Source organism: Pseudomonas sp. Leaf434 (genome assembly GCF_001425545.1).
GTDB classification, from domain to species: Bacteria; Pseudomonadota; Gammaproteobacteria; order Pseudomonadales; family Pseudomonadaceae; genus Aquipseudomonas; species Aquipseudomonas siliginis.
In genome coordinates this window covers 856,870-874,813 of the sequence record NZ_LMQZ01000001.1, presented here as the reverse complement: position 1 = coordinate 874,813, position 17,944 = coordinate 856,870, and the positions used below count along the sequence as shown (strand labels likewise).

Genomic DNA, 17,944 nt, shown 5'->3' with positions numbered 1-17,944 from the left:
GGGTACTGCGGCTTCCGGCCCTGGCAACCGCCGGGTATGGCCTAGAGAACCTTCGTAATAGTTATCGTCGGGTTTGCAGGTTGCTTGAGGGCTTTTTGAAAAAATTTTGCCATCACCACGCCACCCCCGATAAAACAATGACTTAGCTGTACTTCAACCGCATAAAAATGACGCCATAAAACTGCCTGTCACGCAAAGCCGCGGGCCAGTGCCGCGCAGCAGTTCAGCGCCTGGCACTTTCCAGCAATTCAACCAGTTCGTATTCCATATAGTCGGCCAGTCCCAACCAGTCCTGGCGCTCCTGGCAATCGAGCATTTGCATGAGCACCTGTGCCCACGCCTGCTGGATATCCACTGAGGCAGACGACAGAGATTGATGGGCCTGTTCGAACACATCGACCATGGTCAACGCCGCCTCGACATCACGCCCCAAGCGAAACAAAGCCGCGCACTGGCGGCACTGATGCTGACTCTGGTTCAGCGCACTCATTGCACGAACTCCGGATTGAAAGCGGTCCCGGCAATCGATGCACCGGCGCGGCTGCTGTTGAGAAACTCGACCTGCGGATGCGCGGCGATATAACGCTCAAGCACACATAGATAGCCGCGAAAATTCAGCTGAGTGCTGACGCGCTGACCATGACCATCGCGCACCCAGTGCCGCGCCTGGGCGAGCGGCGGGCCTAAATCGCCGTCGTCCCAACCGGCGTGGGTCTTGTTCATCGGGAAGGCGAAGTCGGCGCCGAACAGAGTGATTCGACTCGCGCCCATTTTTACCGCGAGATCCACCGCCGGATGAATCACGCTGCCGCCGACGTGCAGCTCACCGCGTGGATACTGTTCTCGCAGGTCGCTGTAGATCGGGCTGGCCGAATAGCCGCCATAACGCTTGCCCTTCCATGCCTTCAATACCTGCGGATCGCTCATCGGCAAGTACACCAGCGCAACGTTCTCGGACGCCTCGCACGGCAGATGCCGAAAGCCGATGCGCTGATCGATGCTCACCACCAGATCAGGCTCGATGCCGTGCTCACGCAATGGCCGATAGGCCGTATCAACGCAGATGAACAACGGCCGCTCAGCAAGCTGACGGATCGCCGCCAGACGTTCGAAATGCTGCTCCAGTGTCGGCCCGGTGGCGATCACGTAGATTTCACGTCCAGCGCAACTGCCGAACAGCTGCGCGACATCGTTATCGCCAAGCAGCACCGGCAGACATTCCTGCAAGCGTTGCTGGATTTCTGGCGACTGCGGATCGAAATCGCGATTGTTGAATGTCAGGTGTACTTCATTGATCAGCCGGTCGCGGATCTTCGCGTTGAAGTCATCGGCCAATAACATCTCGGCCGGCAGGGCAAAGAACGGGGTGAAAAAGTCCGGGTGATCACCCGCGTAAAACAGTTCGACCCGGGGATCCTGCAGCCACTGGCGCTGATCGAGCAGTTGCAGTACCAGCGCGAACAGCGCGCCGTTGAGAATGTGCACGTACAGACGCTCCAGCCCTGCGCGCTCAAGCAGCACACCGGGCAAATCGCCGAGGCCAGTGCCATAGACGTGAACATGCGGTTTTTCCGGCAGGCTCGCCGCCTGGATTTGCGCCTCATGCAGACGATCATGGCGACTGGTGAGCTGAATGCCATCGACGCTCAGCGTCGAGCCCAGTCCTTGCACGAGTTCGGCCTGCACGGACGCGCTGTCTTCAGCCATCAATCGCTCAAACAGCGCCGGCCAGCGCCGTTGCAACACCTCGGCATTGGCTTGGAAAAACTCGCTCATGGCGCCTCGCGCTCCTTCTCGGGCAAAAAAATAGCGTTCAAGGTTACCCTTGAACGCTATTTTTGTATCAGTGGTTTTTCTGCAGTTTACGGACGATAGATGATCGCCGAGCCCCACGACAGACCGACACCAAAACCGCTCAGCGCAACGCGCTGCCAGTCGGAATCGAGCACGTGTTTTTCCAGCAGTAGCGGAATGCTCGACGACACGGTGTTGCCGGTTTCGACCATGTCCTTGATGAACTTCTCCGGTTCGCCTTCAAAGCGTCGCGCCACGGCGTCGACAATCGCCGCGCTGCCCTGGTGAATGCAGAATGCGTCGATGTCATCGGCCTTGAGATTGGAATCGTCGAGCAACTCGTGCAAGTGCGCCGGCACTTTCAGCAGAGCGAAGTTGAACACCTGACGACCATTCATGAAGAACACGCCGTTGCTGACTTTCAAATGCGGTGCGCCGGAACCGTCGGTGCCGAACTTGGCCTTGCCCAGCGCCCAGGTCGGGTTTTCGCCCATCCAGGTGGCGGTGGCGGCATCGCCAAACAGCATGGTGGTGTTGCGGTCTTCCGGGTCAACGATTTTCGAATACGGGTCAGCGGTGATCAGCAGGCCGTTCTTCAGACCGGCGGCTTCCATGAAGCCCTTGATCGCGTAGATGCCGTATACATAACCGGAGCAGCCCAACGAGATATCGAACGCTGCGACATTGGTCGGCAGGCCGAGCTTGTCCTGGACGATTGCCGCTGTGTGCGGCAGGCCTTCTTCATCACCGTTCTGGGTGACGACAATCAACGCGTCGATCGATTCACGCTTCAGTTCAGGGTTGCTGGCAAACAGCGCATTGGCCGCTTCCACGCACAGGTCAGAAGTTTCCTGCTCAGCGTCTTTGCGCGGCAGGAACGCCGAACCGATCTTGCCCAGGATGAATTCTTCATCCTTCTCGAATTTTGCACCTTGTGCGTAATTGTCCACGCCGGCTACAGGAACGTAGCTCGCAATGCTTTTTATGCCAATCATTACGGCTTCCCAATAAAAAACAGCCCAAAACCACCGCTCGCAAGGATTCGAGGGGCGCCGACAAACAGAAAACGGCCGCCACAACGGGCAGCCACGGGAAGCGCAAAGGGCTATCACTGGAACCGCAAAACGGGCCAGGCGCCATCTCCCCGGTCAATACAATACAGTGAAGATGCGCGTTATGACTCGCAGGTCACGCTATTTTGCCGAATCGATGGCAGATTGGCCTATTCGACCAGCGACCAGTCCAGCGGCGTACCGCGCTTGATCGCGGTGCGCGCGCGGCGTCCGAGGACGGCTTCGGTGTGCTTGGGCGGCAGACCGAGACCGGGACGAATGGCGCGCAGATTGTCCCCGGTAAAGGCTTCACCGGCAGCCATGTCAGCGGTGACATACAGCGAACGGCGATAGACCAGCGACTTGCGCTCGGCCTCGGTGACGCCGTAATGCACCTGGCCCATGGCCTGCCAGGCTCGTTCGGTCTCGACCACCAGACTGGCCAGCTCCGCAGGCTCCAGGGAGAAACTCGCGTCCACGCCACCGGCCGAACGATCAAGGGTGAAGTGTTTTTCCACCACCGTCGCTCCCAGCGCCACCGCCGCCACCGACACGCCAACGCCCATCGAGTGGTCCGACAGTCCGACCTCGCATCCAAACAACTCACGCAGATGCGGGATCGTGCGCACATTGCTGTTGAGCGGCGTGGCCGGATAGGTGCTGGTGCACTTGAGCAACACCAGATCCTTGCAGCCGGCCTCGCGGGCGGCACGCACGGTTTCATCCAGTTCGGCGATGCTGGCCATGCCGGTGGAGATGATCAGCGGTTTGCCGGTCGCTGCCACTCGACGGATCAACGGCAGATCGGTGTTTTCAAAACTGGCAATCTTGTACGCTGGCACCTCGAGGCCTTCGAGAAAATCCACCGCGCTGTCATCGAACGGCGTCGAGAACGCGAGCATTCCCAACTCTTTGGCCCGAGCAAAAATCGGCGCGTGCCACTCCCACGGTGTATGGGCTTTTTCGTAGAGATCGTAGAGCGACGTGCCGGCCCACAGACTGCCCGGATCCTTGATGAAGAATTCGCCTTCAGCCAAATCCAGGGTCATGGTTTCGGCGGTGTAGGTTTGCAGCTTCAAGGCATGCGCCCCGGCCTTGGCTGCCGCCTCGACGATTTGCAAAGCGACGTCGAGAGACTGGTTATGGTTGCCGCTCATCTCGGCAATGATGAACGGCGGCGCATCGGCACCGATGGTGTGGTGGCCAATCTTGAAACTAGACATGCGGGTGATCCTTCAAAACACGGCTGAACGCACAGGTTTCCTGGATGAACCCGGCGTCGCGAAAAACTTTCAATGAGGACTGATTGGCCGGCATGACCCGCGCAGTGATGCGTGTCAATTGCGGCCAGTGCGCAGCGACAAACGCTTCGCCACGGCTGAGCACTGCCCTGCCCCAACCGAGGCCGAAGCGCCCCTCCAGCAGATAAATCGAGACTTCGGCTTCAAACCCGCGCAAGTCGTAACGCAGCACCCCGACCGGGCCGTCGTCCGCCTCGGCAATCAGCAGCAGCCGCTGCGGATTGCGCAGACTCGCCGTCAGCCAGTGCAGATGCTGCGCCCAATCGATAACGCCGGTTTCCAGCGACCAGCGCCGCACTGCTTCGGCATTGCGTCCATCGAACAGCAACTGCGCATCGTCCAGGGTTGCCGGGCGCAGTTTAAGCACTGCCCCGGCCAGCGCCGCCGCCACACGCTCGGCACCGCGCCCGTCGACCAGTTGCCGCGAGCGCTCGGCGAGGCTGCGGCGTAGAAAATGATTGTTCACGACGAAGCCAACCGCATCACGCAACTGCTCGACGCTGACCTGCTCGCGGGCGCCCATGAACACATGCGCACCGGCAGCGGCCATGACTTCGCCGTTGGCCTGCTGATTGTTCGCCACGGCGATGCAGATCGTCGGCAAACCCAACGCCGCGCGCTCCCAACTGGTGCCACCGCCGGCGCCGATAAACAGATCGGCCTCAGTCATGCGCTGATGGAAATCGCTGACGAAACTGTGCAGGCGCCAGTTCGGTCGCGTCTCGGCCAACGCTTGCATCTGCGTCCACGCCGGGTTGTCGGCGCCAGCGACGAAGTCCACCTGCAACTCAGTGAAATCAGCCAGCGCCAGCATCGCATGATGAGTCTGCCTCGCCGCGTCGAAACCGCCGAAATTCACCAGCACGCGCCGGGCCTTCGGTTTGATCTCGATGGCATCGCAGTTGAATTCTTCGCGCAGCATGGCGTAGCGCGGGCCGAGCAAGGTGCGACAGCCTGGCGGCAGCAGCGCCGCGTAGTTTTCACTCAAGCCCGAGAGGTTCTGATTGAGCAGCAGATCGACGCTGTAACGCCGCGTGGCCAGATCATCCACGGCAGCGATTCGATGCGCCCAGCGCCGGGCCGCGGTTTGCCAGTGATGATCGAGGCCGTAATGGTCGACGATGATCCAGTCGAACGGTGCCTGCCCATCCAGCAGCAGGCCCAGTGCATCAATATCGAACTGCCACGGCAACATCGATTCGATGGCCTGCAGCGGGTCTTCGTCGCGATAGCGCTCGGGCAGTGCAAAGGTCTCGAAGCCTTCGGCATTCAAGGCTTCGAGTCGATGCCCCGGCAACCGCCGACAGGCAAATGCAACATGACTGCCCTGCCCGCGCAGCATCCGCGCCAGGGTCAGGCAGCGGGCAATGTGGCCGCTGCCGATGGTTGGCGAGGCGTCGGCGCGGATCAGCACTCTCATTGCAGTTCTCCGCCGGCTCTGAGTGCGGCGTACAGGTATTCGGCGCGTTGCCAGTCTTCGGGCGTGTCGATGTCCTGGACCAAATGACGCGGCAGGATCACCGGCAGACTCGCTGGCGAAAACAGCGTCTCGCCACGCAGCCACGCTTCGCTGCGCCCCCAGTAAAATTGCCCGGCATCCTGAAACGCTTCGGGCAGATCCTGCGAACGGGTGGTACGAAATTCGGGGTACATGGACATCAAAGCGCCCTCCTCGTCGAGGGTCAGTGCGCGCTGCACCGGGAAACCGAAACCGCACACCGAAAAGGCAAACGACTTGTGCGGATGCTGCTTGAGCAAATCCAGACCCTGACGCAGATAACGCGCCTGCAACAATGGCGCGGTCGCGTACACGCAGCAGGCGTAATCGAACGTCGGCAATTGCTGCAAGGCATGCACGATCACCGCAGCGGTACCGGTGAAATCATCGGCCAGATCGGCCGGTCGCATGAACGGCACTTCAGCGCCATGTGCTCGTGCGAAGTCGGCGATTTCGTCATCGTCGGTGCTGACCACAACGCTCTCGAACAGCCCTGACTCCAGCGCCGTGCGAATCGAGCGGACGATCATCGGTACGCCGTCGAACGGTTTGAGATTCTTGCGCGGTATGCGCTTGCTGCCACCACGGGCGGGGATGATCGCGACGCAGCTCACGGTGCCTTACTCCTCAAGCAGCAGCCGACGCAGTTGCTCGACCACCTGATCCTGTTGTGCCTCACTGAGCAAAGGGAACAGCGGCAAACTGATCGCTTCGGCGTAATAGCGCTCGGCCTCGGGGAAATCGCCCTCGGCAAAGCCCAGCTCACGATAGTAAGGCTGCAAGTGCACGGGAATGTAGTGCAGATTGACGCCAATGCCAGCGTTGCGCAAACCTTCGAACACCTGACGATGACTGAGGTTGCAGCGCTCGGTCTGCACGCGCACCACATACAGGTGCCACGCCGAATCGGCTTCCGGCTGCGCGCTCGGCAAGGTCAGCGGCAGGTAAGCAAGCAACTGATCGTACCGTGCGGCCAGTTCGCGCCGACGTGCGACAAACTCATCCAGCTTGCGCAGCTGCGACAGACCCAGCGCCGCCTGCAGATCGGTGATCCGATAATTGAAACCCAGCTCGATCTGCTGGTAATACCACGGCCCGTGGCTCGGCTCGGTCATGTGCTCGGGATCGCGGGTCATGCCGTGGCTGCGCAGGCGTTGCAGGCGCTCGGCCAGCGCCGGGCGATTGGTCAGGACCATGCCGCCCTCGGCGCTGGTGATGATCTTCACCGGATGAAAACTGAACACCGTCATCGCCGCGAAGTCGCCACAACCGACTGGACGCCCGGCGTAGCTGGCGCCCACGGCGTGCGAGGCGTCTTCGATCACGGTGAAGTTGTAGCGCACCGCCAGGTCGGCAATCTTGCGCATATCGCAGCTCTGCCCGGAGAACGCGACGGCGACCAGGACTTTCGGCAGCGTGCCATCGCGTTCGGCCTGTTCGAGCTTTGCTTCAAGGGCAACGGCATCGAGGTTCCAGGTCAGCGGATCGATGTCGACGAAATCAACCTCGGCGCCGCAATAGCGCCCGCAATTGGCCGAAGCCAGAAACGTATTCGGCGAGGTCCACAAGCGATCGCCCGGCCCCAGGTCAGCGGCCAGACAAGCAATGTGCAGCGCCGCCGTTGCATTGCACACCGCCACGGCGAAATCCGCCTGACAGCGCGCGGCCATGGCCTGCTCGAAGCGCTCGATGGTCGGCCCCTGGGTCAGCCAGTCCGATTGCAGCACCTCGACCACCGCATCGATGTCCGCCTGATCAAGGCTCTGCCGACCGTAAGGAATCATACCGACAGCTTCGCGTGCAGATCGGCGATCTGCCCCACTGAAAGGAAATGCGGGTTGGTGTCCGAGCGATACTCGAAATCCTCGCCCACCGCACGCCCACGTTCGCCAAGTTTATCGACGGCAAAATCGACGTCGACGCTGGTAAAACGAATCGACGGCTGAATCGTGTAATGGTCTTCAAACTCCAGAGTCATGCGCGCATCGTCCAGCGGCACCATCAACTCATGCAGCTTCTCGCCGGGACGGATGCCGACGTTCTTGTGCGGCAGATGTTCAGCCATGCCGCGCGCCAGATCGACGATGCGGATCGACGGAATCTTCGGCACGAACACTTCGCCGCCGTGCATCCGCGCAAAGCTGTCGAGCACGAACTGTACGCCGTGGTCGAGGGTGATCCAGAACCGCGTCATGCGCTCGTCGGTGATCGGCAATTCTTGCGCGCCGTCAGCGATCAGCTTGCTGAAAAACGGCACCACCGAGCCGCGCGAGCCAGCGACGTTGCCGTAGCGCACCACGGCGAAACGGGTCTGCTGCTCGCCGGCAATGTTGTTGGCGGCAACGAACAATTTGTCCGAAAGCAACTTGGTCGCGCCGTACAGATTGATCGGGCTGGCCGCCTTGTCGGTGGACAGCGCGACGACTTTCTTTACGCCGTTATCGATCGCAGCGGCGATGATGTTTTCCGCGCCGTTGACGTTGGTGCGGATGCATTCGGTCGGGTTGTATTCCGCCGCCGGCACCTGTTTTAGCGCGGCGGCATGCACCACGTAATCGATGCCGCGCATGGCCTGACGCAAGCGGTCGGCGTCACGCACGTCACCGATGAAATAACGCATGCACGGCGCATTGAAGGTCTGCTGCATCTCGTACTGTTTCAGCTCGTCGCGGGAGAACACCACCACACGCTTGGGCTGGTATTGCTCCAGCAAGCGACGGATGAAGTTGCGCCCGAACGAGCCGGTGCCGCCGGAGATGAAGATCGATTTACCGTTGAACATTTTTTCAATTCCGTCCCTGTCGCCAGGCTTAAGCGAGCAACTGTGCCCAGTCCAGTGAAGCATTGTCATCGAGCACGAAGCCTTTGCCCTTCAGGCTCAGGTTCGCGTTGTAGGCCTGATCCTGAACGAATGCCGCCGGCCATTTTTCGCGCAGGGCCAGCAGCGCTTGCGGGGCGTCAGGCATACCGCCCTGATGGATGACTTGCACCGCCGGAGTCCATACCGTCAGATAACCGGCTTGCCCGGCGCTCAGGCACAGATCGACATCGCTGAAGCCTTCGGCAAATGTGCTTTCGTCCAGACCGCCGAGCGCCTCGTACAACTCCTTGCGGACCATCAGGCACACGCTCGATACCGCCGAGTAGTTCTGTTCCACCGCCAAGCGGTGCAGGTAACCGTCGGCATCGTGATCCTCACCGACGAAGGGCGAATCGACCCCGCCATTCATGCCCAGGATCAATCCCGCCTGGCTGATCTTGCGATCACGGTCGATCAGTTTTGGCCCGACCACGCCGACCTCCGGACGCAGAGCATGGTTGAGCAAAGAGTCGAGCCAGTTCGGATTGACCACTTCCGCATCGGCGGCGAGCAGCACCAGGTACTCGCCACGCGCCTGACGACTGCCCGCGTTGAATAATCCTGCTGCGCTCAACGTCCGATCAGTACGCAGCACCTGCACTCTGGAGTGCTTGTAAGTCCCGAGCCAGTCATTGATCTCAGCCGTCTGATCCGCAGTGGCGGCGATCAGCACTTCATAGTGATGGTAACGGGTACGCAGCAACACACCTTCAAGGCAACGTTGCAGCACCGCCAGATCGCTGCCCGCCGGAATAATGATCGACACCAGCGGACGATCACTGTGGTGGTAGTCGATCTGGTAAACCCCCGGGACCGCTGACGTCACTTTGCCCTTGTAACCGCGATTGCCCAAATGGCGCAGCAGCGCCAGGCGCTCGTCAGCATTCTCGACCAGCTCTGGTGCCTGGCTGATCAATAGCGGCTCGTCGAGGTGAGCCAGGCTGTTGAGGCCGTGTTCTTCGATAAGACGCAGCAGCACATCAAGTTCCAGTGCCTGACTGAAATCGGCGCGATAGCCGCCGATTTCGACCAGCGCATCGCGCCGTACCAGCCAGTGCCGCGCCATCAGCGTTGGCAGGCTCAGCAGCAGATCAAGGTTGAAGCCCGGCCGGAACACGTCGGTCAGGGCACCGTTTTCCTGACGCTGGATTTCGTCGGTGGATACCGCGCGGCAATCGCCGGCGTTCATCAACTCCAGGCTGGCGCGCAACAATCCGCTGGCAGTGAACTCATCACCGGCTTCAGCCAACAGCAGCCAGTCACACGGCGATTGACGAGCGCTTTGATTGAGCTTGTCGATCAGATTGCCCGCGGTCACTCGGACAAAATGCAGGGTGTTCTGCGCCGTGGTCGCGGCGGGCGCTTCGCCGGTGGTGAACACGACAATGCGGAAGGCCTTGCACTGCCCTTCCAGCAAGCTGTCGAGAGACACCTGAAGCTTGTCGATGTCGTCGTCCAGATCCAGCAGAAAAATGCCGAACTGCGGCCCGCCGCCATTCACCGCCAGATGTTGGCCGATTGCCTCGAGGTGAGCGCCGGGCGCACGTGCGGCCAGCCAGTTGAGCAGGCGACCGGACTGCATCTTGTCCATGACCGCATGATGGTCATCGACGGTCAACGCTTCGAGACGCTCGATCCAGGCCTGCATCGCTTGCGCCTCTTCGGCTTGGCCCATCGATGTCAGTTGAGCCGCCAGCCGCTTGACCACGGTGCGATTGAACGCATTGAGATCGTGAGCCTGCCACAAACGGTCGAGAACGCTTTCCGGCGTGTCGTTGTTGCGTGCTTGCAGCAAGTGCGCCTGACGGGTCCAGACGCCCTCCAGGCCTTCAAGTTGGATGCGCCCCGCCGGCATGGCGTGCAGCATGAATTCGAACTGCGCCAGGCGGTCGAAAAATGCCTCGTTGTAGAACGGCATTTCCACGTACTGCAAAGGCCCGAAACGACGATCCGGGTACTTGAGCTCCTGATTCCAGGTGGACTGGATGATCAGCTCCGCAGTCAGCGCTCGATTCGATTGCAGGCTGTCGACCATTGCCTCGAAGCTTTGCAGGGCAAGCGCTTTGCCCTGCTCGGCGTTCAGCCCTTTGATCTGGGTTGGCAGCGCGGCAAGGAACTCGGCAAAGGCTTCACGCTCGGCGACCGATTTGGCATCGACGTAGGTCAGCGAGTGATACACCTCGGTGCTGTGCTCGGAGGCACCGTAGTTGATCTCCCGAACCACATAAGGGATCGGCAGAATCCGTGCTTTGGCACTGGCCAGCAGGAAATAGACATGGCCGATTTCCTGCCACTGGAAGCTGGTGCCGGGTGGCAATGCCGAGTGCCAGGTCTTCATCAGATCAGTACGGGTCACCGCATAGAACGGCGGGATGTACTGGCTCATGTAATCGATGACCCGCTCCTGAGCCTGTTCAGAGCAGTAGTCTTCCTGGACCTTTTTGTCGCGGCGGTAGTAGCTGACGCCACCGGCCAGCGTCAGGTACATCAGGCAGTAGCCGTGGCACATGCCGTAATCCGGATTGGCCTGCAGGAAACCCACGGATTCGGCCAATGAATCATGCAGGATGAAGTCGTCATCGGCCGCCAGCACCATGTACGGCGTGGTCAGTTGCTCGACACCATAGGCCAGTTTGGCCTGCATCCCCCAGTACGCGAATTGCGGCACATGATGGTAATCGACGGCGGAAAAATCGCCTTCCGGACGTTCCGGCGAGGAGTCGAGCACCATGATCTTGCAGGGCAAGTCGCTGTAATACTTCACAGCCCGACGCAGGAACGCCGGTCGGTTGTGGGTAATGAGCACCACCGTCAACAGCTCATCAAGCGGTAGCGTCAGTTCAGAACTGTACTTGCCTTGCATAACTTCTCTCCACAACCGGCGACTCGCCGAAACAACTCTGGGTAAATGTTGCGAATTAACGAACGCGACGCAGGTAGCCGTCCGGCGCCACGGTGATCAGCAGTTTGTTCTGCAATTGCTGGTCGATTTCGAAGTCCTGGTTCTCTTCCAGGTACTTCCACACGGCGGTTTTCGGGTTGTCGCCCGGGCCCCATGGACGATCCGGGAAGAAATCGGCCGGCATGTCTTCAACCACGGTGTCCATGACCACGCAATAGCTGTCGACCGACACCAGCGGCGCGTAGAGGCGCAGCTCTTCGAGCACGTGATCGTGGGTGTGATTGGAGTCGAGGACCAGAATGACTTTCTTGCCTTTGGCGGCGGCCTGCACCTGAGCGGCAATGGCCGGGTCGATGCTTGAGCCTTCGATCATCTTGATGCGCTTGGCCATCGGGTGGCTTTCGATGGCTTCACGGTTGTGCGGACGAATGTCGAGGTCGATGCCGAGCACTTCGCCGTGGCCTTGCAGCTCGAGCAGCGAGGCGTAGTAGATGATCGAACCGCCGTGGGCAATGCCGCACTCGATAACCAGGTCCGGCTTGACCTGCCAGATGATCTCCTGCATGGCCATCATGTCTTGCGGCAGCTGGATGATCGGGCGGCCCATCCACGAGAAGTGGTAGCTGTATTTGTGCTTGGCCGATTCGTTGAAGAAATCGCGGGCCAGGCCGGTCAGTTTGGGGTCGTCACCTTGCTGGGCGATCTGCTCGCGGCACTCGGCTTCGAAGGCTTGGTTGATGCTGTTGTCGGTCATGTTGGTCATCTCAAGGGTCACTGAAACGAAGCGCTGTCGACGGCGTGATAGACGTAGCGTCCACCGGTCATCCGCTTGATCTCTTCGAGGTAATTGGAATTCATCACAAACAGGTGCGCGCCTTCCGGCAGCGCATCCATGGCCTCTTGCGGCGAGGACACGCGCGCGCCGCTCAGCGGCAGATAACGCCCCTGCTTGGCCGGGTTGATATCGACTACGCGATCGACCGCAACGCCGGCGCGTTGCAGGTACAGCGAATAGATCACGCCTTTGGACGAGGCACCCCAGATCGCTGAACCCTGCGCAGGCGCCGAGCGGATGATCTGCACAGCGCGGTCGAGACTGGCGCTGAAATCTTCAGGCAGTGTCAGGCGCGGCACCGGTTGTTCGGGTATCAGGCGCAACGTCGACAGATCAGCGACGATGTACAGATATTGGCCGCCGAACAGATGCCCGGCCTCGTGCACCGTGCCGAACATCCGGCGCAGGTCATCGAGGCGGAAATAATTGACGTGTTCGTAGAACAGGTCGAACCAGGCCTTGTGCTCGAGGATCCAGTCCAGGCACGGCACTTCGATATAGATCTGCCCGCCTTGATTGGCCTCGGCGATCACGGCCAGAAAGCTCACCGGGTCTTCGATGTGCTCCAGCACATGACGCAGCACAATGGCATCTGCCGCCAGGCCGAGGCCGCGCGTAAACGGCGCCTTGATCACCTCGGGGTTTTCGCCTTCATAAGCCGGGTCGATGCCGGTAATCGAATAGCCGAGGCCTTTGAGCAGCTCGAGAAAGTAGCCCTTGCCGCAGCCGACCTCGATCAGCTCGCGGCCCTTGAAGTGCTTGCCGATGATGCCTTCGACATCGCGCAGGTGTTGCTGGAACTGGCCGGAGTGCGCCTGCTCGTTCTGATAGTCGGCGTCATAACTGAGCTTGTCGGCATCGAACGCGGCGTTGAAGACCAGACCGCTACGCTCGTCCTGAACAAGGACCATGTCGGCGCTGGCCGAGGCCCGCGCCGATTCGGCATCGGCGAAAGTGCGGTTCTGCAACACCGGCAGGCCGGTGGCCCGGTACAACTCGTGCCTCATGGCGACTCTCCCAATAACTGTTGCAAGCGCTCGGTGACGGCCCAGAACGCCAGCGGTTCGTGGGTCGGATACGGGTAATGGCCGAGGTTCAGATCCAGGGTTGCGCCACGCTCACGCAAGCGCTGTTCGACCAGCGCACGCACCGACACCGGATGGCCGCTGGCGCAGTTGATCACGCCGTCGAACTCGCGCTGATGGAGGATCGCGGCGAGGTGACTCGCGGCGATTTCAATTGCGAGGAAATCGCGCAACTGCTCACCGGCCGACATGTTGAAGGTCGGCTCACCGCTATCGATTGCCCGGTCCAGCGCGGCCAACAGGCTGTTTGGGTTCTGCCCTGCGCCGTGCAAATAGAACAAGCGCGCCCATTGCAGGGTGAACGGTTGCTCCTGCTGCAGATTCTGCAGAAACAGGTGCAGCGTATGTTTGGCCAGACCGTAGGGATTGCTCGGCCGTGGCTCGGTCGACTCGCTGAGCGGGCCGCTCTGCATGCCGTATTCGAAGCAAGTGCCGGTCACCAGCACCTGCGACACGCCCGCCTCTATCGCGCTTTTGATAAAGCGGTAATCGGCCATCAGGTTGTGCTCGAAATGGAACAGCGCCCGATAGTTCGGCAGCCCCGGCCAGGCCAGATGCACGAGTGCGTCGATGCCTTCGGTCAGCGCGACGACATTCAGGTCGGCAGCGTGAATGTCTGCCGCGACGAATTCGACGTGGTTGATCCATGGCATGCCCTGCGCGGTTTCTGCGTTGCGCGCCACCGCGCGGACTTCACAGCCGCGCGCAAGCAATGCAGCAACCAGATGCCGACCGACAAAGCCCGTGGCGCCAGTGACCAGAACTTTCACAGCACTTTCAACTCAGGCACGGCGATGACGAAGCGCCCGTCCCACTGACGCACCTGCGCCAGTTGCTGACTGACTTCGTGCAGCAGGTTCCAGGGCAGCACCAGCACGTAGTCCGGTTGCTCAATGTCGATCTGCGCTGGCGCAACAATCGGGATGCGACTGCCCGGCAAGAACTTGCCCTGTTTGTGCGGGTTGGCATCGGCCACCCAGGACAGCAGATCCGCTTTGACTCCGGCGTAGTTGAGCAAGGTATTGCCCTTGGCCGCCGCGCCGTAACCGACCACACGTTTGCCGTCGGCTTTGGCCTGCAACAGGAAGCGCAGCAGGTCATGTTTGATGCGTTCGGCAGCAGGCGCGAGGGTCGCGTAGAACTCGGCAGTTGTCACCCCGGCAGCGAGCTCGGCCTGCAGTTGTTGCTGAACTGCCGGGAGAACAGCGCGGCGCTGGCCGTCCTTGCGCTGCACGAATACGCGCAGCGAGCCGCCGTGAGTGCTCAACTGGCTGACGTCGAACACTTCCAGGCCATTGCGCTCGCACAGGGTCTGCACGGCGGTCAGCGACAGGTAGGAATAATGTTCGTGATACAGCGTGTCGAACTGCGCGCCAGCCATCAGCGTCAGCAGTTGCGGAAACTCGAAGGTGGCGACGCCGGTCGGCTTGAGCAACGTCGCGAAGCCGGCGAGGAAATCGTTGATGTCCGGCACATGGGCGAGCACGTTGTTGGCCGCCATCAGGTCGGCGCTCCAGCCTTCGTTGCGCAATTGCGTGGCGGTGTCGCAGCCGAAGAACAGCTCGCGAATTTCCAGGCCTTTCTCGCGTGCAGCCTGTGCGGTACTGCGAGTCGGCTCGACGCCCAGGCACGGGATCCCGCGCGCGGCGACGTATTGCAGCAGGTAACCATCGTTGGCGGCGACTTCAACCACGCGGCTGTCAGCGTTCAAACCGAAACGCTCGCTCATCTCGGCGACATAGCGCTCGGCGTGATTCAGCCAAGTGCTGGAGAACGAACTGAAGTAGGCGTACTCGGCATCGAACAGGCTGTCGGCACTGGTGTAATCCTCGGTCTGCACCAGCCAGCATTGCTGGCACACCGCGACTTTGAGCGGCACCCATTGCTCGGCCTGCTCCAGGCGATCGGCGTGCACGTAGGCGTTGGACGGCGGCGAAGTGCCGAGGTCGATCAGCGGCAAATTCAGCGGTGCGGCGCACCCACGGCAATTCATAGACGCACTCCAGCAAAGTGTTGATCGAGCGCAGGATGGCTGGAATCGCGCGCTGACAAATTATTGACAGGCAACGGCCAGGCAATCGCCAGCCGAGGATCGTTCACCGACAAGCCGCCCTCGTGCTCCGGCGCGTAATCGGCGCTGTGCAGATAGAGCAATTCGGCGTCTGCGGTAAGCGTCTGAAAGCCATGAGCGAAACCGGCCGGAATCAACAGGCTGCGGCCATCGCCCGCCTTCAAGTGCTCGGCGTGCCAGTGCAAAAACGTCTCCGAGTCCGGCCGCAGATCCACCGCCACATCCCAGACCTCACCGCGCAGGCACGTGATCAGTTTGGCTTCCGGGGCGTTGGCATTCTGATAATGCAGGCCACGCACACTCCCCTTCTCGCGGGTGCAGGAGTGGTTGATCTGGCGGATATGAAATTCATTGCCGAACGCAATCAGGCTGCCCTCGCAGAACAACCGGGCGAAGTGCCCGCGCTGATCTTCGAAACGTTTGTGCTGAATGCTGAACAGACCGGCCAATGGCAACGCTTTCAGGGAAAACTCGCTCACAGCGCGCCTCGGTACAGATTCAACTGGCCCAGAGTTACGGCGCGCATGTCATCGCCGTTCTGCCAGGCCAGGTGCCAATCCAGCGTCTGCGCCATGCACGCCCGCAACGACCAGCGCGGCTGCCAGCCGAGCACCTGCCGCGCGCGACTGCTGTCCAGACGCAGCAGACCGGCTTCGTGCAGTTCACTCGGCTCGATACGCAGACCACGGGCCTGCGGCCAGCGGTTGGCGAGCAGCTCGACCACTTCGCCGACGCTGCACATGTCTGCCTCACCCGGGCCGAAGTTCCACGCGCCAGCATATTCCGGGCCGTATTCGTAGAGCGCAGCAGCCAATTGCAGATAACCGGCCAGCGGCTCCAGCGCGTGCTGCCACGGGCGCACCGCTTGCGGGTAACGCAGGGTTACCGGCTCGTCGGCGGTCCATGCTTTCAATACGTCGGGAATCAGTCGCTCTGGCGCAAAGTCACCGCCGCCCAGCACATTGCCGGCGCGTGCGGTCGCCAGGGCCAAACCATGCTCGGCATGTTTGTCCGCCGGGAAGAACGACGCGGCATACGACTGCGCGAGCAACTCGCAGCAGGCCTTGCTGCTGCTGTAAGGATCGTGGCCACCGAGGGCTTCGTCTTCGCGGTACGGCCACAGCCATTCCTTGTTGGCGTAGACCTTGTCGGTAGTCACAAGCACGCAGGCGCGCACGCCGCCGACCTGACGAATCGCTTCGAGCAGGTTCAGCGTGCCCATGACATTGCTTGAATAGGTGCCGAGCGGATCGCGATAGCCCTCGCGCACCAAGGGCTGGGCGGCCAGATGCAGGACGATCTCCGGTTCGGTCTCGGCGATGATTTCCAGCAAGGCGCCGAGGTCACGCAAATCGCCGCGCTGGTCGTTGATGCCTTCGTGTACGCGCGCCAGTTCGAACAGGCTTGGCTCAGTCGACGGATCCAGGGAAAAACCGCTGACCTGCGCGCCGAGGCATTGCAGCCAAAGGGTCAGCCAACTGCCTTTGAAACCGGTGTGTCCGGTGACGAGAACACGCTTGCCACGCCAGAACTCCGCACTCAGGCCCATTGCTTCCATGGGGCCTCCCCGCTCTGCCACAGCGCTTCGAGATGGTTCTTGTCGCGCAGGGTGTCCATCGGATGCCAGAAACCTTCGTGCTCGAAGGCTTTCAGTTGTTCGTCCTGAGCCAGACGGGCCAACGGCTCGGCTTCCCAGGTGGTGCTGTCATCGCTGATGTAGGGCAGCACTTTTGGCGACAGCACGAAGAAACCGCCATTGATCCAGCCACCGTCACCACGAGGTTTTTCAGTGAAACCCAGCACCTGGTCACCTTGCCGTTCAAGCGCGCCGTAACGACCTGGCGGCTGCACCGCAGTGACGGTCGCCAGGCGGCCGTGAGCCTTGTGATAGTCGACCAGCTCAGCAATATTGATGTCGGAAACGCCATCGCCATAGGTGAAGCAGAACGCCTCTTCATCCTTGAGATAACGCGCGGCACGCAACAGGCGGCCACCGGTCATGGTTTCCTCGCCGGTGTCGATGAGGGTCACACTCCACGGCTCGCTGTAATTCTGATGGACGTCCATGCGGTTGTTGCGCATGTCGAAAGTGACGTCGGATGTATGCAGGAAGTAGTTGGCGAAGAAGTCCTTGATCGCGTAGCCCTTGTAGCCCAGGCAAATGACGAAGTCGTGGATCCCGTGGGCGGAATACTGCTTCATGATGTGCCAGAGAATTGGCTTGCCGCCAATCTCGATCATCGGCTTGGGCTTGAGGTGCGACTCTTCACTGATGCGCGTGCCGAGGCCACCCGCCAAAATTACTGCCTTCATCGTCTCCCCTCTCGTACGTCACCGGGCTGCGCACTGCTTTTTTGAGCGTCGCAGGCCTTCTGGCCAAACCTTCTGCCGCTACGGGCGCAGGAGGAAACACCGCGAGCGCTCGTTTTATGGCGATTTGCGGGGCACTTGCAGGAAACGCGCCAGCTCGTAGCCGGGTTTTGGGAGATAGCTGATAGAGGCTTCGATGGAAGTGGCAACAGAATGACGGACGGGCTGAGGGCGTG

16 protein-coding genes are annotated in these 17,944 nt (G+C 60.9%); all 16 read right to left on the bottom strand.

All coding sequences use genetic code 11. The features are described 5' to 3' along the window. Window positions 1-223 precede the first annotated feature (223 nt). On the bottom strand, window positions 224-490 hold the full coding sequence (locus ASG55_RS03860) for a hypothetical protein (protein ID WP_056783793.1): 267 nt from the start codon (window positions 488-490) through the stop codon (window positions 224-226). Beyond that, on the bottom strand, window positions 487-1,776 hold the full coding sequence (locus ASG55_RS03855) for a motility associated factor glycosyltransferase family protein (protein ID WP_056783790.1): 1,290 nt from the start codon (window positions 1,774-1,776) through the stop codon (window positions 487-489). Before ASG55_RS03855 ends, ASG55_RS03860 begins: the two co-directional genes overlap by 4 nt. A gap of 86 nt (window positions 1,777-1,862) precedes the next feature. Continuing rightward, a complete protein-coding gene (locus ASG55_RS03850) occupies window positions 1,863-2,789 on the bottom strand; it encodes a ketoacyl-ACP synthase III (RefSeq protein ID WP_016771093.1) in 927 nt (308 codons plus the stop codon). Window positions 2,790-3,016: 227 nt separating this feature from the next. After that, window positions 3,017-4,069, bottom strand: coding sequence for a pseudaminic acid synthase (gene pseI, locus ASG55_RS03845; RefSeq protein ID WP_056783787.1), 1,053 nt, complete (start codon window positions 4,067-4,069; stop codon window positions 3,017-3,019). After that, a complete protein-coding gene (gene pseG / locus ASG55_RS03840; RefSeq protein ID WP_056783785.1) occupies window positions 4,062-5,567 on the bottom strand; it encodes a UDP-2,4-diacetamido-2,4,6-trideoxy-beta-L-altropyranose hydrolase in 1,506 nt (501 codons plus the stop codon). The genes pseI and pseG overlap by 8 nt, the downstream gene beginning before the upstream one ends. Next, complete coding sequence (pseF, locus tag ASG55_RS03835) at window positions 5,564-6,259, bottom strand: pseudaminic acid cytidylyltransferase (RefSeq protein ID WP_056783782.1); 696 nt, start codon at window positions 6,257-6,259, stop codon at window positions 5,564-5,566. Before pseF ends, pseG begins: the two co-directional genes overlap by 4 nt. 6 nt (window positions 6,260-6,265) lie before the next feature. Beyond that, a complete protein-coding gene (gene pseC, locus ASG55_RS03830; protein WP_056783780.1) occupies window positions 6,266-7,429 on the bottom strand; it encodes a UDP-4-amino-4,6-dideoxy-N-acetyl-beta-L-altrosamine transaminase in 1,164 nt (387 codons plus the stop codon). Continuing rightward, window positions 7,426-8,427, bottom strand: coding sequence for a UDP-N-acetylglucosamine 4,6-dehydratase (inverting) (gene pseB, locus ASG55_RS03825; RefSeq protein ID WP_041479004.1), 1,002 nt, complete (start codon window positions 8,425-8,427; stop codon window positions 7,426-7,428). The genes pseC and pseB overlap by 4 nt, the downstream gene beginning before the upstream one ends. Before the next feature lie 28 nt (window positions 8,428-8,455). Continuing rightward, on the bottom strand, window positions 8,456-11,368 hold the full coding sequence (locus ASG55_RS03820) for a glycosyltransferase family 2 protein (protein WP_056783777.1): 2,913 nt from the start codon (window positions 11,366-11,368) through the stop codon (window positions 8,456-8,458). Between the two features lie 55 nt (window positions 11,369-11,423). Next, window positions 11,424-12,161, bottom strand: coding sequence for a cephalosporin hydroxylase family protein (locus ASG55_RS03815; protein WP_038860482.1), 738 nt, complete (start codon window positions 12,159-12,161; stop codon window positions 11,424-11,426). Between the two features lie 17 nt (window positions 12,162-12,178). After that, a complete protein-coding gene (locus ASG55_RS03810) occupies window positions 12,179-13,249 on the bottom strand; it encodes a class I SAM-dependent methyltransferase (RefSeq protein ID WP_056783774.1) in 1,071 nt (356 codons plus the stop codon). Then, window positions 13,246-14,097, bottom strand: coding sequence for an NAD-dependent epimerase/dehydratase family protein (locus ASG55_RS03805; protein WP_056783771.1), 852 nt, complete (start codon window positions 14,095-14,097; stop codon window positions 13,246-13,248). Before ASG55_RS03805 ends, ASG55_RS03810 begins: the two co-directional genes overlap by 4 nt. Beyond that, a complete protein-coding gene (locus ASG55_RS03800; RefSeq protein WP_056783769.1) occupies window positions 14,094-15,320 on the bottom strand; it encodes a class I SAM-dependent methyltransferase in 1,227 nt (408 codons plus the stop codon). Before ASG55_RS03800 ends, ASG55_RS03805 begins: the two co-directional genes overlap by 4 nt. Then, on the bottom strand, window positions 15,317-15,877 hold the full coding sequence (locus ASG55_RS03795; RefSeq protein ID WP_056783766.1) for a dTDP-4-dehydrorhamnose 3,5-epimerase family protein: 561 nt from the start codon (window positions 15,875-15,877) through the stop codon (window positions 15,317-15,319). The genes ASG55_RS03800 and ASG55_RS03795 overlap by 4 nt, the downstream gene beginning before the upstream one ends. Then, on the bottom strand, window positions 15,874-16,956 hold the full coding sequence (gene rfbG, locus ASG55_RS03790; RefSeq protein WP_056783764.1) for a CDP-glucose 4,6-dehydratase: 1,083 nt from the start codon (window positions 16,954-16,956) through the stop codon (window positions 15,874-15,876). Before rfbG ends, ASG55_RS03795 begins: the two co-directional genes overlap by 4 nt. Further along, complete coding sequence (gene rfbF / locus ASG55_RS03785) at window positions 16,938-17,711, bottom strand: glucose-1-phosphate cytidylyltransferase (protein WP_041478997.1); 774 nt, start codon at window positions 17,709-17,711, stop codon at window positions 16,938-16,940. Before rfbF ends, rfbG begins: the two co-directional genes overlap by 19 nt. Between the last annotated feature and the right edge of the window lie 233 nt (window positions 17,712-17,944).